Source organism: Uruburuella testudinis (genome assembly GCF_022870865.1).
GTDB lineage: Bacteria > Pseudomonadota > Gammaproteobacteria > Burkholderiales > Neisseriaceae > Neisseria > Neisseria testudinis.
The window spans coordinates 603625-624737 of record NZ_CP091508.1 but is presented as its reverse complement, the minus strand read 5'-3'; the positions used below and the strand labels follow the sequence as shown (position 1 = coordinate 624737).

Here is a 21113-nt window from a genome sequence, read left to right as displayed (position 1 = left end):
CATGAACACCGCCCGATTGACCCGCCGCCGCTTTATCGGCATCACCGCCGCGGTGGCTGCGGTGGCCGCCACCCCGTTTGCCGCCCGCGCCGTCGGCAGTTGGCATGCATCTGCCCCCAAACCGACAATATGGCGCGGCATCGCTCTCGGTGCCGATGCCGAATTGCGTATTTACCATCCCGATAAAAGCTTTGCCGCAAGCCTGATTCAAAAAGCCGTGGCCGAAGTGGCGCGGTTGGAAAAAATCTTCAGCCTGTATCGGGAAGACAGCATACTCACGCGCCTCAACCGCACAGGCCGTCTGAACAACCCGCCGGCCGATCTGCTGGCGGTGTTGAGCCGCAGCCGCGAAATCCACGCGCTCACGCAAGGCGCATTCGACCCCAGCATCCAGCCCTTGTGGGCGGCTTATGCCCGCCATTTCGCACAGCAGCCCGACCGCCGCAGCGCGCCCGATGCCGCCGTGTTGCAACGCGCATTGAGCCTGGTTGATTTCGGCAGCGTGCATTTCGACAATAAAAACATACATTTTGCCAAGCCCGGCATGGCGTTGTCGTTTAACGGTATTGCGCAGGGCTACATCACCGACCGCATCACCGACATGCTGCGCGAAGCCGGGCTGGAACGCGCGCTGGTCGACATGGGCGAAATCCGCGGTTTGGATACGCACCGCCGCGATGTGTGGCAGGCCGGCATCCGCCATCCCGATTATGCCGGCGCCCTGTTGTTGAAAGTGCCGCTGCAAAATCAGGCGCTGGCCACTTCGGGCGGCTACGGCACCATGCTCGATGAAGCCGGCCGATTCACCCACTTGTTTGACCCGAAAAGCGGCAGCAGCAGCCCGCGTTACCGCAGCGTCAGCGTGATGGCAGACAACGCCGCCGCCGCCGATGCGCTTTCTACCGCATTTGCGGTCAGCAGCGCGGCCGATATCCGCGCCGCCGTTGCCCAAACAGCAGCAGTAAAAGCATGGCTGGTGATGACTGACGGGCAAATCGAAACAATATAGCCGTGAAATTTGCTTTGACTTGGTTGCTGCTCAACTTAAAGCCTGCTTACTGCCCATTCACAAACGTAAGCTAACCAGGCGGGCTAGGGTGTCCGGGCCATTCGATTTACGGGTGTATTTTGCCCCTGAAAACGCATCTGCTGCGTTAAAAAGCCTCGCAAGATGTCCAATCTTGGTGCGTTTTTTGCCCGGCATCTGCATTTTCAGGAACAAAAATCCCCTCATAAACAAATTGTCCGGACCCCCTAACACTTTTAGGTTATTTTTGTGAATGGTATTATCATCAGCGCCCACAGCGATGCCGATAGATTAAGGCCGTCTGAAACGGTAAAAATGCAGTTGAACTGCCCCCCAAATCTTGGACATTTTCAAACCGCTGAATCAATCACGCTTCAAGCGGCGGTTGCAAACTGAGTTCTGTATGCCACAGGGCTCAGTTTTTTCAAATTCAAACTCAATCGCTCATGATTGTAGTAGCGGATATAGTCATGTATTTCCGCCTCCAATTCCTCTATCGAAGCAAAAGTCCGGTTGTAGAAACATTCCGTCTTCAATATTGCGAAAAAACTCTCCATCGGCGCATTATCCCAGCAATTGCCTTTGCGCGACATGCTTTGGGTGATGCCTGCCTCTGCCAATTGCTCACGATACGCATGGCAACGATACAATACGCCCTGGTCGGAGTGCAGCATCGGTTTGCGTGCGCCCAGTTGCGCCACTGCCTGTGACAGCATGGTCGTTACCATTTCGCTGTTCGGGCGGCGCGACAGGTGATAGCTGCGGATTTCGCGGTTATACAAATCGAGTATCGGCGACAGATACAGCTTTTGACCGTCGCATTTGAATTCGGTGACATCGGTCAGCCATTTCTCGTCGGGTGTGTTGGCGCTAAAGTTGCGCTTCAACAGATTCTCGGATGTTTCGCCCATCGCCGGCGGGTGGTATTTTCGCTTGGCTCTGACGAGGGCTTTCAAATTCATTTTTTTCATCAGCCGCGCTGCTTTCTTGGTGTTCCATGACAGTGCGGCGGCAATGCGCCTTTGTCCGTAACAGCCTTTGTGCTGCTGGTAAACGGCGTATACTGCTTCCATATCTGCCTGATCTTTGTCGGGCTTTTGGTTGCTTTTTCTGCTGAAGTAGAAGCTGCTGTGTGACAGTTCGGCAGATTCGCAAAGATATTTTAGCGGGTGTTCTGTTTTTAATGCTTCGATGATGCGGGCTTTTTCTCGGTTGGGTTTGCGCGCTTCATCAGCGCATCGAGCTTTTTTAGATAGGCGTTCTCCGCTCTGAGGTAGGCGACTTCTTCTAATAGCTCTGCCTGTGTTTTTTCGGCATCGGGCTTGTCGGTAATAAAGGGGTTTTTGCGTTGTTTGGACATGGTGCTTTGGGGGTGCTCCAGCGCGGGGATGCCTGCTCGCTCGTAGGCGGCAATCCATCGGCGTAAGTGGGTTCGGGATATTTGAAGCTCGTCTGCGGTGCGTTGTTGGCTTCTGAGTGCATAATAACGCATCACGGCCTGATGTTTGAAGTGTAGGCTGTATTTGGACATAAGAAAACTGTACCTTTCATGGGTTGGTGGGGGTGTCCAACTTTTGGGGTACAGTTCAAAATCAGACGGCCTTTTACAATCCCGCCATCTTATACTTTAATTCAGCAAAACAGCCTTATTTTGTTTACAATCCACCACACACAAAAGCAGAATATTGCCCATCATTCAGCCTGATAGCACAGTATTGCGCCACACCTGCGCTTAAATTCAATTTAAAACCGAATGAACCTTGTCATTCGTGTAAAAAATAGTAATAATGTTTCAAATATTCGCAGATTACAGCAATCTGATGGTTTTTTATCTCCTTTTCAGCAAGAAAGCATGAGCACATGGCGTTAATCGTACAAAAATACGGCGGCACTTCGGTAGGTTCCGCCGAGCGCATCAAAAACGTAGCCAACCGCATTGCCAAAACCCGCGCCGAAGGCCACGATGTGGTGGTGGTGGTGTCTGCCATGAGCGGCGAAACCAACCGCCTGGTGGCGCTGGCGCAGGAAATGCAAGACTTCCCCGACCCGCGCGAGCTGGACGTGGTATTGTCGACCGGCGAACAAGTCACCATCGGCCTTTTGGCGATGGCACTGAAAAACATCGGCGTGCCTGCCAAGAGCTATACCGGCTGGCAGGTAGCGGTAAAAACTGACACCGCCCACACCAAAGCGCGCATCGAAGAAATCGACGATGCAAAAATGCGCGCCGATTTGCAACAAGGCAAAGTAGTGATTGTGGCCGGTTTCCAAGGCGTCGACAGCAACGGCGACATCGCCACCCTCGGCCGCGGCGGCTCCGACACCTCTGCCGTTGCCCTGGCTGCCGCACTCCAAGCCGACGAATGCCAGATTTACACCGATGTCGACGGCGTATACACCACCGACCCGCGCGTGGTGCCCGAAGCGCGCCGCCTCGACACCATCACTTTCGAAGAAATGCTCGAGCTGGCCAGCCTGGGCTCGAAAGTATTGCAAATCCGCTCGGTAGAATTCGCCGGCAAATACAAAGTGCGCCTGCGCGTATTAAGCAGCCTGACTGACGGCGGCGAAGGCACCCTGATTACCTTTGAAGAGGACAACAACATGGAAAGAGCTGCCGTATCCGGTATCGCATTCGACAAAAACCAGGCCCGCATCAACGTGCGCGGCGTGCCCGACAAACCCGGCGTGGCCTATCAGATTCTCGGCGGCGTGGCCGAGGCCAATGTCGAAGTAGACATGATTATTCAAAACGTAGGCGCGGAAGGCACCACCGATTTCTCGTTCACCGTGCCGCGCGGCGATTACCAGCCCACGCTGGAATTGATGGAAAAAATGCAGGAAAGCCTGGGCGCCGCCGAAATCGACGGCAACGACAGCGTTTGCAAAGTATCTATTGTCGGCTTGGGCATGCGCTCGCACGTGGGCGTGGCCTCGAAAATGTTCCGCACCCTGGCCGAAGAAGGCATCAACATCGAGATGATTTCCACCTCCGAAATCAAAGTATCGGTGCTGATCGACGAAAAATATATGGAGCTGGCCACCCGCGTATTGCATAAAGCCTTTGATTTGGGCTGAACCGATTGATTGTCGGCCAACAGGCCGTCTGAAAGCCCGCAACGCTTTCAGACGGCCTTTACTTGTTTTCAAAACAATATCCATTCACAAAAGTAAGCCAACAAGACGGCGTGCGATAGATCGGATGCCGGTATCCGACAAATGCTTCTGAGCCGGCGAGCCCACGCGGTTAGGTTATTTTTGCAAATAGACATGATTGCACCGGCCTCAAATCATTCCGCCCGACTGCGCCATCATTATATTCACATATATCTTAAAAACTGTTGCCTTTCCACTACAAATAAGGCACTGATTCTGCTGAACAAGCTATTCAATCTGCTGTTTTTTAACCCAACAGCGGCATTATTTTATTAATAAATAAAAATCTTGATTTTGCTCAAAAAACGGCCATGTCGCACCCTATCACAAAAGCGTAATATTTCTGCCACATAAAACTCATCAGGAACCATCATGTCAGAATTTCTCGCTATTAAGAAAATCCCCAACAAAGGCATTCCCATCGCCGAACAGCGGCGCATGTGGCTGCGCCAGTTTTTAAAAGCCTTTATGGTGGTCTTTCTCACATACATGTGTATGTATCTGATTAGAAACAACTTCAAAGCCGCCCAGCCGATGATGAAAGAGCAGCTCGGCCTCTCTACGCTTGAGCTGGGCTATATCGGCCTGGCCTTCAGCATCACCTACGGCCTCGGCAAAACAGCGGTCGGCTATTACATCAGCGACAAAAACACCAAAAAATCGATTTCGGTGATGCTGATCGGCGCAGCGCTCACCGTATTGGCCATGGGCCTGCTGCTGAGTGCCTACGGCTCGGTAATCGGCATTTTCGTGGTGCTTTGGGGCTTAAACGGCGTGTTTCAGGCGGCCGGCGGCCCGGCTTCTTATTCCACCATCTCGCGCTGGGCGCCGCGCACCGAACGCGGCCGTTATTTGGGCTTTTGGAATATGTCGCACAATGTCGGCGGCGCCCTTGCCGGTATGCTGGCGTTATGGGGCGCCAACACGTTTTTCGGCGGCAATGTATTGGGCATGTTTATTTTCCCCGCTGTGATTGCGCTGATTATCGGTGTGGCCGGCCTCTTTATCGGCAAAGACGACCCGGAAGAGCTGGGCTGGAACCGCTGTGAAGAAATCTTTGGCGAACCTGTGGAAGCAGAAAACAACCAGGCCGACGAAATGCCGATGTGGCAGGCATTCAAGCAATTTGTGTTGCGTAATCCGTGGATTTGGATTTTATGTATCGCCAATGTGTTTGTGTATATCGTGCGCATCGGCATCGACAACTGGGCGCCGCTGTATGTAACCGAAGCATTGGGCTTCGACAAACTCGACGCGGTCAACACCATTTTCTATTTCGAGGTGGGCGCGATTCTGGCCAGCATGAGCTGGGGTTATGTATCCGACAAACTCAACGGCCGCCGCGCCGCTGTAGCCGTGGCCTGCATGGTGGCGATTATTTTTGTGGTGATGCTCTACCGCAACGCCACCAGCGTGATGATGGTTAATATTTCCTTATTCTTGCTGGGCGCGCTGATTTTCGGCCCGCAACTGTTAATCGGCATTTCATTGGTAGGCTTTGTGCCGAAAAAAGGCATCAGCGTGGCCAACGGCATGACCGGCACATTCGGCTATCTGTTTGGCGACTCTATCGCCAAAGTGGGTCTGGCCGCCATCGCCGACCCCGAACGCAGCGGCTTAACCGTGTTTGGCCACACGCTGCACGGCTGGTCGGATGTGTTTGTGGTGTTTTACATCGCCCTTTTCATCGGCATCGGCCTGCTCACGCTGGTGGCTTTCGGCGAAGAACGGCGCATCCGCCAGGTGAGCAAACAACTGACCCGGCCTTGATAAAGCCATTGTTCAAATAGAGATGAAAGGCCGTCTGAAAGCCTGCCGATGGCTTTCAGACGGCCTTTTATATGGAAAAATGCTACAATGGCTTTTTCAAAATCCATCAGGTTTACACCATGACAACCCAAGCTGCCATCGAACATGTGCAAGCCGTTGCCTTCGACCTCGACGGCACGCTGTGCGATTCCGTTCCCGACCTTGCCGCCGCCGCCAACGCCATGCGCGCACACTTGGGTAAAAGCCCGCTGCCGCAAGCCACTGTAGAGAGCTACGTGGGCGACGGCATCGCCAACCTCGTGCACCGCGTGCTCACCCACAGCCGCGACCGGCAAGCCCCCCAAAGCGAATGGGAACAAGGCTTCAGCTTTTTTATCCGCCACTACCGCGACCATTTGAGCGACCTCACCCGCCCCTATCCTGAAACCGAAACCGGCCTCGGCCTGCTCAAATCACTGGGCATTCCGCTGGTAGTGGTTACCAACAAAAACGAAATCCTCGCCGTCGAACTCTTACAACAGCTCGGCCTGGTCGACTACTTCAGCCTGATACTCGGCGGCGACAGCCTGGCCGAAAAAAAGCCCAGCCCGCTGCCGCTGCTGCATGCCGCCGAAGTATTGAACATCAGCCCTGCCGACATGCTGATGGTGGGCGATTCGGCCAACGATATTCTGGCCGCCAAAGCCGCCGGCTGCATGAGCGTGGGCGTCACCTTCGGCTATGGCGATATGCAGGAATTGGTGCACAACCCCGATACCAAGCCCGACTGGCTGATCGGCAGCCTGCCCGAAATCTATGAAAACCTGCGCCCGCAGAAAGATCAAGGCGAATGAAGCAGATGCCGTCTGAAAACGCATGAGCGGCAGGCCGCCTGAAAAACGGCTGACGATTCGAGCATCGGCGCCCATACCCGCCAATCGGTGTCATCGCAATGGTTTTAATGGGTTGATGCGCTCAAAATATTTCAGACGGCCTCAATAAATCTAAGGCATCCCAACGTCGTTCCTCCCCATTCCGGTAAGGCAGCGGGTCAACGCCTGAGCTTATTTTTGTGAATGGATTATTCAGACGGCCTCCAGCCAACAAACAACCACGCCGCCTATGAAACCCGAAAAATCCCTACGCGCCCGCGCCATGGATATCCTCTCCCGCCGCGAAATCAGCCGCGCCGAACTCAAACGCAAGCTGGCGCCTTATGCAGAAAGCGAAGAGGAAATCGAAAGCGTGTTAAACGAATTTGCCGAACGCCATTGGCAGTCCGACACACGCTATGCCGAGGCCTATATCCACAGCAAAAGCCGCCAACACGGCAAACTGCGGCTCAAACAGGCCTTGGCGGCCAAAGGCGTCAGCGAAGAAATCACCCGTGCACTGATGCCCGACCGCGATACCGAGCAAGCCGCCGCAATTGCTGTATTGCGCAAAAAATTCAAACAGCCCGCCGCCGATTTACAGGAAAAACAAAAGCAGGCGCGCTTTCTCGCCTATCGCGGTTTTGATATGGACGTGATTCACAGCGCCTTGAAAACCGCTTGGGATGAAACCGCAGCGGATTGAGCCTGCCCGAAACCGCCGCCCGCATACCGGGCTTCCCACTGCTTAGTCAAACCTCACCGCCGCGTACAAATGCACCGCAAACATGCATACGCAGCCTTATACCGCAGCCGTCTGATACCCATTCACAACAGTAAGCTAACAGCATTGGCTCGCCTTGCCATATGTGCGCATTGTTTTCGGTTTGCCGCCTTGTCCGCTTAACTTTTGTGAATGGGCATGAAAGCCGCCAAAATACCATCAGCATCAAATAACGCTTTCAGACGGCCTGAATCATTATCATCATAAATAATCATAAATCGCCGTTTCAATGAAAAAATCATTCAAAAAAATTCGAATCAAACATATATTATCATTTTTACCCGTTACCACAATACATCACCAAAACTGCAATCCCTTATCCGATAAGCATTTGCCGCACGTTCATCATTTTTGCTGATGGCGACCATAAAAAAATAGCGTTTTACAGCATTTTTAAAACTTACTACATTCAACTACACAAGAAAAACATTCAGTATGGAGAACCAAACATGACCCTTCAATCTGCCGGGGCAAAATTCCGCCAAGCCGTTCAAGAAGAAACCCCGCTGGCCGTAGTCGGCTGCGTCAACGCCTATTTCGCGCGTTTGGCCACCCAAAGCGGCTTTAAAGCCATTTATCTCTCCGGCGGCGGTGTGGCCGCCTGCTCTTGCGGCATTCCCGATTTGGGCATTACCACCATGGAAGATGTGCTGATTGATGCCCGCCGCATCACCGACAATGTCGATACGCCGCTGTTGGTCGATATCGATGTGGGCTGGGGCGGCGCATTCAACATCGCCCGCACCATCCGCAATTTCGAGCGCGCCGGTGTGGCCGCTGTGCACATCGAAGACCAAGTCGCCCAAAAACGCTGCGGCCACCGCCCCAACAAAGCCATCGTATCGCCAGCCGAAATGGTCGACCGCGTGAAGGCCGCCGTGGATGCGCGCACCGATGAAAATTTCGTGATTATGGCGCGCACCGATGCGCTGGCGGTGGAAGGGCTGCAATCGGCTATCGACCGCGCCCAAGCCTGCGTAGAAGCCGGTGCCGATATGATTTTCCCCGAAGCGATTACCGAATTATCGATGTACCGCCAATTTGCCGATGCGGTGAATGTGCCGGTGTTGGCCAACATCACCGAATTCGGCGCCACCCCGCTTTATTCGCAGCAAGAATTGGGCGAGGCCGGCGTGTCGCTGGTGCTGTATCCGCTCTCATCGTTCCGCGCCGCCAGCCAAGCCGCGCTGGGCGTATATGAAGCCATCCGCCGCGACGGCCATCAGCAAAACGTAGTCGATACCATGCAAACGCGCATGGCGCTTTACGATTTTCTCGGCTATCACGACTACGAACAAAAGCTCGACAAACTTTTCAGCGAAAACCCATAAACCTTTTTCACTTTCCCGCGCTGTTATCCGCTCAAGATAAACAGCGTGGGCAAGTGCAACCTTTCAGACGGCCTGCCACAAGCCGCCAAGAGCCAAAGGCCGTCTGAACACCATCCCATAAAAAGTCTGCACAGGAGAACCGTATGACTACCGAAACCCCCGTTACCCCCAAGCCGAAAAAATCCGTCGCCCTTTCAGGCGTGCCCGCCGGCAACACCGCCTTGTGCACCGTGGGCAAACACGGCAACGATTTGAGCTATCGCGGCTACAACATTCTCGATTTGGCCAACCACTGCGAATTTGAAGAAGTGGCGCATCTGCTGGTACACGGCCACCTGCCCAACAAAGCCGAGCTCAAAGCCTACAAGAAAAAGCTCAAAGCCATGCGCAGCCTGCCTTCCAACGTCTTACGCGTCTTGGAAAGCCTGCCCGCCGCCGCCCACCCGATGGACGTGATGCGCACCGGCGTATCTGCATTGGGCTGCACCCTGCCCGAGCGCGAAAGCCACCCCGTGAGCGAAGCGCGCGACATCGCCGACAAGCTGATGGCCTCACTCGGCAGCATTCTGCTCTACTGGTATCACTACAGCCACAACAGCAAATCCATCTCACTCGAAAGCGAAGAAGACAGCATCGGCGGCCACTTTCTGCACCTCTTGCACGGCGAGCGCCCGAGCGCGGCGCATGTGAAAGCCATGCACGTTTCACTGATTCTGTATGCCGAACACGAATTCAACGCCTCCACCTTCACCTCACGCGTGATTGCAGGCACCGGCTCGGATATGTATTCCTGCATCTCCGGCGCGATTGGCGCACTCAAAGGCCCGAAACACGGCGGTGCCAATGAAGTGGCTTACGACATCCAAAAACGCTATCAAAGCGCCGATGAAGCCGAAGCCGACATCCGCGAACGCATCGGCCGCAAAGAAATCGTTATCGGTTTCGGCCACCCCGTGTACACCATTTCCGACCCGCGCAACGTGGTGATTAAAGAAGTGGCGCGCGAATTGAGCGCCGAAGTGGAAGACATGCTGCTGTTTGATGTGGCCGAACGCCTCGAAACGCTGATGTGGAACGAGAAAAAAATGTTCCCCAACCTTGATTGGTTTTCTGCTGTTTCCTACCAAAAACTCGGCGTACCCACCGCCATGTTTACCCCGCTGTTTGTGATTTCGCGCACTTCGGGCTGGAGCGCCCACGTCATCGAGCAGCGCGAAGACGGCAAGATTATCCGCCCGAGCGCCAACTACACCGGCCCCGATGATTTGAAATTTGTACCGATTGACGAGCGTTAAGCAAGGTTTTCAGACGGCCTTATGAATAAAGGCCGTCTGAAAAAACACGGCATGATGTGCCGAATCATCAAGCGCATCATGTGTGTGACACCGATGCGCTTTTTGCTGTTTGAGGCCGTCTGAAAAACCGGCAGCCGCCCGCAAACCGACGGTTTGCCGCCCTCGCCCACTCTCCCACGGGAGAGAGGGAGCAGATTGCAGCAGCATTGAGCAGGCCAGAAAAGCAAACGCGTGTTAAAGCCTGCAATCAAACAATCAACAGCAATGCCACTCAGAAAACCTTTCAGACGGCCTCAAGCCTGAACACAGGCCGTCTGAAACCCACAAGAAAAATACGAAACGGAAACCACCATGAGCACAAACGCCCCATATCTCAAACCCCTGCCCGGCACCGGCCTCAAATACTACGACACCCGTGCCGCCTGCGATGCCGTGCGCCCCGGTGCATACGACACATTGCCCTACACCAGCCGTATCTTGGCCGAAAACCTGGTCAACCGCGCCGACAACGTTGATCAGGAAACGCTTGATTCATGGCTCGCCCAATTGCTCGACCGCAAGCAGGAAATCGATTTTCCGTGGTATCCCGCCCGCGTGGTGTGCCACGATATTCTCGGCCAAACCGCACTGGTCGACTTGGCCGGCTTGCGTGATGCCATTGCCGACAAAGGCGGCGACCCTTCCAAAGTGAATCCGGTGGTGCAAACCCAATTGATTGTCGACCACTCGCTGGCGGTAGAATGCGGCGGTTTCGATCCCGACGCCTTCCAAAAAAACCGCGACATCGAAGAGCGCCGCAACGAAGACCGCTTCCACTTTATCAACTGGACCAAAACCGCCTTTGAAAATGTAGACGTGATTCCGGCGGGTAACGGCATCATGCACCAAATCAACCTCGAAAAAATGTCGCCCGTAATCCAAGTGAAAAACGGCATCGCTTTCCCCGACACCTGCGTCGGCACCGATTCGCACACCCCTCACGTCGATGCGCTGGGCGTGATTTCCGTCGGCGTCGGCGGCCTCGAAGCCGAAACCGTCATGCTCGGCCGCGCTTCCATGATGCGCCTGCCCGACATTGTCGGCGTCGAGCTCACCGGCAAACGCCAGCCCGGCATCACCGCCACCGACATCGTGCTCGCACTGACTGAATTTTTGCGCAAAGAGCGCGTGGTGGGCGCGTTTGTGGAATTTTACGGCGAAGGTGCTGAAAGCCTGTCTGTCGGCGACCGCGCCACCATTTCCAACATGACCCCCGAATACGGCGCTACCGCAGGCATGTTTTACATCGACCGTCAAACCGTTGATTATTTAAAACTTACCGGCCGCGATGATGCGCAAGTAAATTTGGTGGAAACCTATGCCAAAACCGCCGGGCTGTGGGCAAGCGCACTCGACACCGCCCAATACCCGCGCGTGCTCACATTCGACCTTTCCGCTGTCGGCCGCAACATGGCCGGCCCCTCCAACCCGCACGCCCGTTTCGCCACCGAAGACTTGGTAAAAAAAGGCCTGGCCGCCCCTTATGACACTCCTGCCGACGGCCAAATGCCCGACGGCGCAGTGATTATCGCCGCCATCACCTCCTGCACCAACACCAGCAACCCGCGCAACGTGGTGGCCGCCGCCCTGCTCGCCCGCAACGCCAACAAGCTCGGCCTCACCCGCAAACCATGGGTAAAATCCTCCTTCGCACCGGGCTCCAAAGTGGCCGAAATCTACCTGCAAGAAGCCGGTTTGTTGAGCGAGTTGGAGCAGCTCGGCTTCGGTATCGTCGCCTTTGCCTGCACCACCTGCAACGGCATGAGCGGCGCACTCGACCCGCAAATCCAGCAAGAAATCATCGACCGCGATTTGTATGCCACCGCCGTATTGAGCGGCAACCGCAATTTCGACGGCCGCATCCACCCCTACGCCAAACAAGCCTTCCTCGCTTCACCGCCGCTGGTGGTGGCCTATGCGATTGCAGGCAGCATCCGCTTCGACATTGAAAACGATGTATTGGGCGTTTCAGACGGCCAAGAAATCCGCCTGAAAGACATCTGGCCGTCTGATGAAGAAATCGACGCCATCGTGGCCGAACATGTCAAACCGCAGCAATTCCGCGACATCTACATCCCCATGTTCGACACCGGCGCCGCCGAAAAAGCTGCCAGCCCGCTGTATGACTGGCGGCCGCAGTCTACCTACATCCGCCGCCCGCCCTATTGGGAAGGCGCATTGGCAGGCGAACGCAGCCTCAAAGGCATGCGCCCGCTGGCGATTCTGCCCGACAACATCACCACCGACCACCTGTCGCCGAGTAACGCCATTCTGCCCGCCAGCGCCGCCGGCGAATACCTTGCCAAAATGGGCTTGCCCGAAGAAGACTTCAACTCCTACGCCACCCACCGCGGCGACCACCTCACCGCCCAACGCGCCACTTTCGCCAACCCCAAGCTGTTTAACGAAATGGTGAAAAACGCAGACGGCACCGTCAAACAAGGCTCGCTCGCCCGCGTTGAGCCCGAAGGCCAAACCATGCGCATGTGGGAAGCCATCGAAACTTATATGAACCGCAAACAACCGCTGATTATCATCGCCGGCGCCGACTACGGCCAAGGCTCCAGCCGCGACTGGGCCGCCAAAGGCGTGCGCCTCGCCGGCGTAGAAGCGATTGTGGCCGAAGGTTTCGAGCGCATCCACCGCACCAACCTCATCGGCATGGGCGTGCTGCCGCTGCAATTTTTGCCCGGCACCAACCGCAAAACGCTTGAATTGGACGGCACCGAAACCTACGATGTTATCGGCACACGCCAACCGCGCACCGAGCTGACGCTGGTCATCCGCCGCACCAACGGCGAAACGCTCGAAGTGCCCGTACTCTGCCGCTTAGATACCGCCGAAGAAGTGCTGATTTACGAAGCCGGCGGTGTGCTGCAACGCTTCGCACAAGACTTTTTGGAAGGCAATGCCGCTTGATTGATACCATGATGGATACTATTGGATTGAAGTGAAAAAATGCCGTCTGAAAAACTTCAGACGGCATTTTATTGATTGTGCCGAACAAGCGCAGCGCAGGCTCTTCCCACAACTACTCATTTCAAAACAAGGCCGTCTGAAACCAATTTTTCAGCCATCCTCAAAATGCTTACTTACCTTTACCAGACCCATAGCGTTTGATAACATGATGATTATTGTATTCCCTGTTTCAAATAAAAAACCGACCCCTGCGGGCCGGTTTACTTTTCATTCATTCCATTCAGACGGCCTTACATCGCCTGCTCTTCCTGATTGAGGTTTTTGCTGTCTGCGTCGGGGGCAACGATAATCGCGGGTTCAATCACCGCATCCGCCTGCCCCAAATCGGCCGGCACTTCGATATACGGCAATTGCAGCGCTTCGCTGGTGGCGCGGCGGATTTGGTTGGTGAGCGCCGGGCTGCTGTTGATTTGCTGGCCGTATGAAGGCACGATTTCTTTCAGACGGCTTTCCCAACCTTGTGCCATTTGCTCGGGGAAGGCTTTGGCCAGCAGCCCCAGCATGATGGAAGGCGAAGTGGAGGCACCGGGTGAAGCACCGAGCAAGGCAGCGAGGGTGTGGTCTTGATCGGTAACCACTTCGGTGCCGAATTGCAATACCGTGCCTTTTTCAGGGTCTTTTTTGATGATTTGCACACGCTGGCCGGCGGTAATCAGCTTCCATGAATCGGGCTTGGCAGTGGGGTAGTATTTCAACAGCTCGGCTTGGCGATCGCTGTCTTTCAGCATCGCCTGCTGCACCAGATAGCTCACCAAATCAAGGTTTTCCGCGCCCACTTTCACCATGCCGGCCACGTTGTGCATATTCACCGAGCTAAACAAGTCAAACCATGAGCCTTGTTTGAGGAACTTGGTGCTGTAGAGCGCAAACGGGCCGAACAGCATGCTTTGTTTGCCGTCGAGGAAGCGGGTGTCTAAGTGCGGCACCGACATCGGCGGCGCACCGGTTTCGGCCTGGCCGTATACTTTGGCGCGGTGCTGTGTGGTCAGATTCGGGTCTTCAAATGAAAGGAATTGGCCGCCAACGGGGAAACCGGCGTAGTTTTTCGACTCGGGAATGCCTGAAAGCTGCAACAGTTTCAAGGCCGCACCACCCGCACCGATAAAGACAAATTTGGCTTTAACGGTTTTTTCTTTTTGAGTGGCAACGTCGTAAACGGTTACGTTCCAGCTTTTATCGGCATTTTGATGCAGCGCACGCACTTCGTGTTGCAGGTTTAAGGTGAAGTTGGGCTGTTTTTTCAGCGCTTCGGTGAGTTGGTTAGTAATCACACCGTAGTTCACATCGGTGCCCAGCGGCATATAGGTGGCGGCCACTTTCTGCTGCGGGTCGCGGCCTTCAATCAGCAAAGGCGCCCATTGGCGGATTTGCGCCTGGTCGGTGGTGAATTCCATGCCGTAAAACATCGGATTTTTCACTAAGGCTGCATGGCGTTTGCGTAAAAATTCGATATTGGCGTCGCCCCACACAAAGCTCATGTGCGGCGTGGCATTGATAAAGTCTTGCGGACGGCTGCTCAGGCGGCCTGCGCGCACCTGATGCGCCCAAAACTGGCGCGACACTTCAAATTGCTCGGTAATCCGCAGCGCGCGTTCGGTTTCGATTACGCCGTTTTTCTCGGGCGTGTAATTGAGCTCGGCAAAGGCGGCATGGCCGGTGCCGGCGTTGTTCCAGCCGTTGGAGCTTTCCAAACCGACCGCATCAAGGCGCTCGAAGGCTTCGATTTTCCAGTCGGGCTGCAATTCTTGCAACAACGTGGCCAGCGTCATACTCATGATGCCGCCGCCGATCACCACCACATCAACGGGCTGTTCGTTTTCAGCTTCAGGCACGCTGCGCTGATAGAGCGGCCAATTTAAAAAAATCAGCGCGGCCACCACAGCGGCGATGATGATATAGGCGAAAAATTTAATCGTGTTTTTCATCGTGTTGTTTCTTTTTAATCAAGAAGGTGTAGTTTAACAACAAATATTGACTTAAATCAAACTTTACCGCATTTGTTTATCAGGCAGCGCATAAAACGCCACACCTTGATACAGTATTTTCCCTCTGGTTTTCAGACACCCTAGGGCATCCTAGAAACGCCTTCCATTTAATTGTTAACAAATTTGCATGGTGTTGCACCCGCTTCATTGGTAAGATTACGCTATCTTATCCCCATTCAAAAAACAACCCGGCTGCATAACGCCGCTTCAGCTCAAACGGAAGTTGTTTTGTCAGGGTGCCGCATCAAGCCCCACCCTTCGGCTGACTTTTGAATGGGGCTGCGGCGGTTGTTGCGTGTGCCGCGGCCATTTTTTCATACCATAAGGAAAACACCATGAATGCAAATCTGCCCTGGGAAATGCAGTTGGCTCTGGCAGCCGTGATCGGCCTCTTGGCCGGCCTGCTGATTATGTGGCTGTTGATGCGTAAAAGCAGCGCCAAGCAAAAAGCACACGATGCATTGGTGCAACAGTTTGGCGATTACCGTCAAAAAGTCGACCGCCACTTTGCCGACACCGCCACCGCGGTAGACGAATTAAACCGCAGCTATCAAAAAGTGATCCAACACCTGAGCAATGGTGCGCAAGATTTGATGGGCAAAGAAGCCTTGCAGGCGCAACTGGCGCAGCGCAGCAATAAAGCGGTAACCGTATCGTATCTGGCCGCCGCGGCAGTGGAGCCGTTGGCGCAGGAAAGCGATGTTCAGGCTGCCGTTCAGGCCGCCGCCGTCTTGCCGGCACATCAAGAAATCGTGCCGCCGCATGTCGACCCGGAAGAGCAGGAGCCGGTCAGTGAAGTGCCGGTTACCGATGCGCCGCCCATCATCGACACCGAAACCGATACGCTGCTCCACCAGCCCGACGAAGTGCCGCCGCGCGATGTAACCCCGCCCAAAGCATAAAGCGCCCGCATCATCCGTCAGGCCGTCTGAAAGCTTGCCCCATGCAGCAGGCTTTCAGACGGCCTGATGTTTTTCTTTTGCCACGGCCGAATAATCATTACAAAGTAAGCTGATCAGACGACGGGCCTACAGGCAGCACAAAGCCGGTTGATTTGTCAGCTTATTTTTACAAATGACGATCAGCGGTAAACAGATTCATACACAGGCTGCAAAGACTGCAATGTCTGCACCACCCAGACGGCGCAATCGGTGTGCGCCAATTCATCGCGTTCCAGATGGCGGCCGATGCAGAAAAAATCATCCGCCGATTGCAGTTTCAGGCCGTCTGAATGCGCCCGCTGCGCTACTGTAGGGTAATCGGCATATTCGCTGTCGCTGCCGTGCCACATATCGAAACCGGCAAACGTCTGTTGGTCGAGCGCCTGCGGCCAGCGGTTGTATTGCGCCAACGCAATATTCGACCCGGCGGCTTTATGGCTGTGCCAATCAAGGCTTACGGTTAAGCGGCGGCGATTGAGCAACACCGACAAAATCGCCGCGCCCTCCTGATACTGCGCATATTTGAAAAAAGCAAAAAAATGCGCCCGCACCTGCCAGCCGTTGCACCAGCGCTCGATATGCGGCGGCGCAAACGGCGCACCCAAACAGCCGGATACCTGCATCATCAGCGCCCGCCATGTTTGCCAGGCAGCCCGGTAATCGGCTTTGATTTGGGGAATGGCTTGCGGTTGGTATTTTTTCAATTGGGCAAACTGAAAAAACGGCAGCTTGAATAAATCGCAATGTTCGGGGGTCAGCATCATCAGGCCGTCTGAAATCAAAGCACTGATTTTACCTGAAAAAACCTCTTTTTTGTCGGCCGCACACTTCCAAACCCCAGCGGATTGCCCTTACAATGGCAATGGCTCTCTGCCTAAAAAAACATCAGAAAAACAGCATACAAAGGATGATTCATGACCCATTTCCCCGCCCAAATCAAAATTCCCGCCACCTACATGCGCGGCGGTACCAGCAAAGGCGTGTTTTTCAAGCTCACCGACCTGCCCCCAGCCGCCCAAACAGCGGGCGCCGCACGCGACAACATCTTATTGCGCGTACTCGGCAGCCCCGACCCCTACGGCAAACAAATCGACGGTTTGGGCAATGCCAGCTCATCCACCAGCAAAGCCGTGATTCTGAGCCGATCCGCCCAACCCGGCCACGACGTCGATTACCTGTTCGGCCAGGTATCTATCGACAAGCCGTTTGTCGACTGGAGCGGCAATTGCGGCAACCTCACCGCCGCCGTGGGCGCATTCGCCATCAGCAACGGCCTGATCGATGCCGCGCGCATTCCCGCCGACGGCTTTTGCACCGTGCGTATCTGGCAGGCCAATATCCGCAAAACCATCATCGCCCATGTGCCGATGCACAACGGCCAAGTGCAGGAAACCGGCGATTTCGAGCTTGACGGCGTCACCTTTCCCGCCGCCGAAGTGCAAATCGAATTTATCGATCCGGCCGATGACGACGACGGCGCGGCCATGTTCCCCACCGGCCGTCTGGTTGACGAGCTCGACATACCCGGCATCGGCAGTTTTCCCGCCACCCTGATTAATGCCGGCATTCCCACCATTTTTCTGAATGCCGCCGACATCGGCTATCGCGGCATCGAGCTGCAAGACGACATCAACGGCAGCCCCGAAGCGCTGGCCCGATTCGAAACTATCCGCGCCCACGGCGCTCTGAAAATGGGCTTGATCACACACATCGATGAGGCCGCCGCCCGCCAGCACACCCCCAAAATCGCCTTTGTGGCCGCCCCGCAGGATTATGTTGCCTCCAGCGGCAAAACGGTGGCCGCCGCCGATATCGATTTATTGGTGCGGGCGCTCAGCATGGGCAAGCTCCATCACGCCATGATGGGCACCGCCGCCGTGGCCATCGCCACCGCCGCCGCCATTCCCGGCACGCTGGTCAATCTGGCGGCCGGCGGCGGCAAACGCCAAGCTGTGCGCTTCGGCCACCCCTCCGGCACCCTGCGCGTGGGCGCACAGGCCGAACAGCAAAACGGCGGATGGAAAGTCACCAAAGCCATCATGAGCCGCAGCGCCCGCGTGATTATGGAAGGCCGTGTCTGCGTGCCCGGCGACTGTTTTTAAACCGACCGCCGCCAAGGCAACTTGCAGAGCGAAAAGGGGTGCACCGATGCGCCTCTTTTTTATAGGCAACGTGAGTTTTGGACAAGAAAATCCCATAAATAGCCGTTGACTTGTAACAAAATGCCGTTTACATGCCAACAAAACCACAAAAAGCTATCGTTACATTCAAATCAATTGACGACAGAAAGCGGAGTAACGATCATTCATGCACACGGGCAGGGGCAAAATACACCCGTAAATCGAATGGTCAGGACACCCTAGGGTGTTCTGACCATTCGTTTATGAGGGATTTTTGTTCCTGAAAATGCAGGTGCCAGGCAAAAAACGCAGCAAGATTGGACATCTTGCGAGGCTTTTTAACGCAGCAGATGTGCTTTTAGCGCAAAAAAGATGTTGATAGGTGAATGGTCAGGACACCCTAAGGCGGGGGCAATACATCAGGCCGTCTGAAACATCAGCTTTTCTGATGACACCAATCCGCAGAAACTATTTCACAAAGCCGCCGGCATCAATTACATTGCACTACATTGCATGCGCAAGACATAAGAAAAACACAAAGGAGAACCCCCAACATGGTACAAGAAAACCACAAACTGATTTTGGTTTTAAACTGCGGCAGCTCATCACTTAAAGGGGCGCTGCTCGACAGCATCAACGGCGAGCTGATTTTAAGCTGTCTGGCCGAAAAGCTGACCACCCCCGATGCCTACATCACCTTCAACTATTATGAAAACCCCAAAGTGCAGCCCATCGGCCGCCGCTCATGGTTTGTCAACAAGGCCGACGGCGACAAACACCGCGTTGAGCTCAGCGGCAACACCGACCACACCGGCGCCGTAGAAGCCTTGCTGGAAGAATTGAAAGCACACGACTTGCAAGGCTTGGTTGCCGCCATCGGCCACCGCGTGGTGCACGGCGGTGAAAAATATTCGGCTTCGGTGGTGATTACCGATGATGTCATCGCCACCTTGGAAGAATGCATTCCGCTGGCGCCGCTGCACAATCCGGCCAACCTCACCGGCATCCGTGCCGCTCAGGCGATTTTCCCCGGCCTGCCCAATGTCGGCGTGTTTGACACCGCCTTTCACCAAACCATGCCCGAACACGCCTATACCTATGCCGTGCCGCGCGAGCTCTACCGCAAATACGGCCTGCGCCGCTATGGTTTTCACGGCACCAGCTACCGCTATGTGGCTCAAGCCGCTGCCGATTTGCTGGGCAAAGATATCCAAGATACCGCGCTGGTGATTGCCCATTTGGGCAACGGTGCATCGGTTGCGGCCGTGCTCGGCGGCGAATCTAAAGACACCAGCATGGGGCTGACCCCGCTCGAAGGCTTGGTGATGGGCACCCGCAGCGGCGATCTCGATCCCGGCGCTTACGGCTTTATTGAAGAAGCCACCGGCATGAGCGCCAAAGAAGTTACCGACATGCTCAACAAAAAATCCGGTCTGCTAGGCATTTCGGAGCTCTCCAACGACATGCGCACTATTCAGGAAGCCGCCGAAGAAGGCCACGAAGGCGCCAAGCTGGCGTTGGAAATCACCGCCTACCGGCTGGCCAAATACATCGCCTCAATGGCCGTAGCTACCGGCCGCTTGGATGCGGTCGTGTTTACCGGCGGCATCGGCGAAAATTCCAGCCTGATCCGTGCCAAAACCATCGGCTATTTGGGGATTTTGGGTTTGCAGCTTGACGAAGAAGCCAACGAAGCCGTGCGTTTCGGCAAAGCAGGCGCCATCACCCGCGCAGGCACCGCTCCGGCTGCCTTGGTGGTGCCCACCAACGAAGAGCGCATGATTGCCTTTGATACCCGCAGTCTGACCGGCTTGGGCGAAAACGCTGCTTGAGTGTGAAACCGGCCGCAAGCCGAATATCCGTAACCGTCAACATCAGGCCGTCTGAACGTTTGAAGCTTTCAGACGGCCTGATGTTTGATGTCTGTTCACCCAAACAATCTAACTGAACCGGCTCGTTTTGGTGTTGATACTGCGCGGCTTGCATGAGTTTTTCACAGGCAAAACCCACGCTATGCAGCGATATGATTCAAGCAAAAGAAAATGTTGCAGCCCAACACAATCTTTCAGACGGCCTCTGCCAACACCCGGCCGCTCAGCCAAAACAAACCCTGTATCACATTGCCCGGCTGCGGGGGTTGCCGAAACAGCGCCATATCGGCCACGGCTTCCAATTCGCCGCCTTCTGTGGCAACCGACAAACGGTAAAAAGGCAGCCCGCCGAATTCATTCAAACGCCGCTCCGACGCTGTAATCGTGCCGGTCAGCAATATATACGCTTCGCCGCCGTTTTGCCCGGCCGGCCGCAAATCGGGCAGCGGCCAATCCATTTTTTCGCCGGCCGGCGCCTGCATATAGGCTTCTTGGTCGGCAAACAGGCGGACATCTTCAGCAAAGGCCGCCAGCAACACCCAGGCGCAGCTGCCGATTTGGTTTTCTTGCAAAGCATCGCCATCAGGCACGCTGAATATCAGCGGCCGCCCTGCTTCGCGCTTTTCAGACGGCCATGCGCTGATTAAGGCGGTGCCGTTATCTGCCGGATAAATGCTGTCGAGATACAGCAGCCGCTGCGCCTGCCCCTGAAAAAACGGCTCGAAGCTGCACACGCCTTGGTCATCAGTGCCCAGCCACAGCTGCGCCATACTCGAATCGGTATACACATAATAAGTCAGCCGGCTGCCTTGCACCAAGGTTTGCGCCTCTTCCAGCAAACGCGGCAACACCGTCTCAAAGTGCGCCTGTTCGGTTAGCGGCAGGCCGATGCCGGTGTAGTGGTTCATGATATTTTCCTCTGTGTTTCGAATCGCTACCGCCGTTTGACGGATAATCGAAAGGC

At 55.1% G+C, this 21113-nt stretch carries 18 protein-coding genes; 11 read left to right on the top strand and 7 right to left on the bottom strand.

The window, feature by feature from the left end:
- Nucleotide 1 precedes the first annotated feature (1 nt).
- Nucleotides 2-1009: an FAD:protein FMN transferase gene (locus tag LVJ83_RS02810; protein WP_244786112.1), complete on the top strand. Its 1008-nt coding sequence runs from the start codon at nt 2-4 to the stop codon at nt 1007-1009.
- Between the two features lie 57 nt (nt 1010-1066).
- Here LVJ83_RS02810 and LVJ83_RS02805 read toward each other — a convergent pair whose 3' ends face one another.
- The 3 genes from LVJ83_RS02805 to LVJ83_RS02795 all read right to left on the bottom strand — a co-directional run bounded on the left by LVJ83_RS02805 (nt 1067) and on the right by LVJ83_RS02795 (nt 2558).
- Nucleotides 1067-1234: a hypothetical protein gene (locus LVJ83_RS02805; protein ID WP_244786110.1), complete on the bottom strand. Its 168-nt coding sequence runs from the start codon at nt 1232-1234 to the stop codon at nt 1067-1069.
- A 167-nt stretch (nt 1235-1401) separates the two neighbouring features.
- Nucleotides 1402-2223: an IS3 family transposase gene (locus LVJ83_RS02800; protein WP_244787612.1), complete on the bottom strand. Its 822-nt coding sequence runs from the start codon at nt 2221-2223 to the stop codon at nt 1402-1404.
- Entirely contained in the window at nt 2208-2558 is a 351-nt protein-coding gene (locus LVJ83_RS02795; RefSeq protein ID WP_244786108.1) for a helix-turn-helix domain-containing protein, read from the bottom strand. Before LVJ83_RS02795 ends, LVJ83_RS02800 begins: the two co-directional genes overlap by 16 nt.
- A gap of 329 nt (nt 2559-2887) precedes the next feature.
- Between LVJ83_RS02795 and LVJ83_RS02790 the strand changes: the two genes are divergently transcribed.
- The 6 genes from LVJ83_RS02790 to prpC all read left to right on the top strand — a co-directional run bounded on the left by LVJ83_RS02790 (nt 2888) and on the right by prpC (nt 10214).
- Nucleotides 2888-4105: an aspartate kinase gene (locus LVJ83_RS02790; protein WP_244786106.1), complete on the top strand. Its 1218-nt coding sequence runs from the start codon at nt 2888-2890 to the stop codon at nt 4103-4105.
- Nucleotides 4106-4555: 450 nt separating this feature from the next.
- Complete coding sequence (uhpT, locus tag LVJ83_RS02785; protein ID WP_244786104.1) at nt 4556-5953, top strand: hexose-6-phosphate:phosphate antiporter; 1398 nt, start codon at nt 4556-4558, stop codon at nt 5951-5953.
- Nucleotides 5954-6072: 119 nt separating this feature from the next.
- Nucleotides 6073-6786, top strand: coding sequence for a phosphoglycolate phosphatase (locus LVJ83_RS02780; RefSeq protein WP_244786102.1), 714 nt, complete (start codon nt 6073-6075; stop codon nt 6784-6786).
- A gap of 268 nt (nt 6787-7054) precedes the next feature.
- A complete protein-coding gene (recX, locus tag LVJ83_RS02775; protein ID WP_244786100.1) occupies nt 7055-7510 on the top strand; it encodes a recombination regulator RecX in 456 nt (151 codons plus the stop codon).
- 527 nt (nt 7511-8037) lie between these two features.
- A complete protein-coding gene (prpB, locus tag LVJ83_RS02770; protein WP_244786098.1) occupies nt 8038-8919 on the top strand; it encodes a methylisocitrate lyase in 882 nt (293 codons plus the stop codon).
- Between the two features lie 143 nt (nt 8920-9062).
- A complete protein-coding gene (gene prpC / locus LVJ83_RS02765; protein ID WP_244786096.1) occupies nt 9063-10214 on the top strand; it encodes a bifunctional 2-methylcitrate synthase/citrate synthase in 1152 nt (383 codons plus the stop codon).
- A 9-nt stretch (nt 10215-10223) separates the two neighbouring features.
- Here the strand turns inward: prpC and LVJ83_RS02760 are convergent, their stop codons facing one another.
- The gene (locus LVJ83_RS02760) at nt 10224-10421 is read right to left on the bottom strand and encodes a hypothetical protein (RefSeq protein ID WP_244786094.1); all 198 of its coding nucleotides are present in this window, start codon (nt 10419-10421) and stop codon (nt 10224-10226) included.
- A gap of 144 nt (nt 10422-10565) precedes the next feature.
- On the opposite strand from LVJ83_RS02760, the gene acnD reads away from it, so the two are divergent.
- Nucleotides 10566-13172 carry a Fe/S-dependent 2-methylisocitrate dehydratase AcnD gene (gene acnD / locus LVJ83_RS02755; RefSeq protein WP_244786092.1) on the top strand — a complete coding sequence of 869 codons (2607 nt, stop codon included), beginning with the start codon at nt 10566-10568 and terminating at the stop codon, nt 13170-13172.
- 290 nt (nt 13173-13462) lie between these two features.
- On the opposite strand, the gene mqo is transcribed toward acnD, so the two are convergent.
- Complete coding sequence (mqo, locus tag LVJ83_RS02750) at nt 13463-15157, bottom strand: malate dehydrogenase (quinone) (RefSeq protein ID WP_244786090.1); 1695 nt, start codon at nt 15155-15157, stop codon at nt 13463-13465.
- Between the two features lie 395 nt (nt 15158-15552).
- On the opposite strand from mqo, the gene LVJ83_RS02745 reads away from it, so the two are divergent.
- Nucleotides 15553-16119: a Z-ring associated ZapG family protein gene (locus tag LVJ83_RS02745; protein ID WP_244786088.1), complete on the top strand. Its 567-nt coding sequence runs from the start codon at nt 15553-15555 to the stop codon at nt 16117-16119.
- A 179-nt stretch (nt 16120-16298) separates the two neighbouring features.
- On the opposite strand, the gene LVJ83_RS02740 is transcribed toward LVJ83_RS02745, so the two are convergent.
- A complete protein-coding gene (locus tag LVJ83_RS02740) occupies nt 16299-16919 on the bottom strand; it encodes a glucose-6-phosphate 1-dehydrogenase family protein (protein WP_244787610.1) in 621 nt (206 codons plus the stop codon).
- 153 nt (nt 16920-17072) lie between these two features.
- Here LVJ83_RS02740 and prpF point away from each other — a divergent pair, with 153 nt between their 5' ends.
- Nucleotides 17073-18260, top strand: coding sequence for a 2-methylaconitate cis-trans isomerase PrpF (gene prpF / locus LVJ83_RS02735; RefSeq protein ID WP_244786086.1), 1188 nt, complete (start codon nt 17073-17075; stop codon nt 18258-18260).
- A gap of 572 nt (nt 18261-18832) precedes the next feature.
- Nucleotides 18833-20110, top strand: coding sequence for an acetate kinase (locus tag LVJ83_RS02730; protein WP_244786085.1), 1278 nt, complete (start codon nt 18833-18835; stop codon nt 20108-20110).
- A gap of 233 nt (nt 20111-20343) precedes the next feature.
- Here LVJ83_RS02730 and LVJ83_RS02725 read toward each other — a convergent pair whose 3' ends face one another.
- A complete protein-coding gene (locus LVJ83_RS02725) occupies nt 20344-21057 on the bottom strand; it encodes a hypothetical protein (protein WP_244786083.1) in 714 nt (237 codons plus the stop codon).
- Nucleotides 21058-21113: the final 56 nt, after the last annotated feature.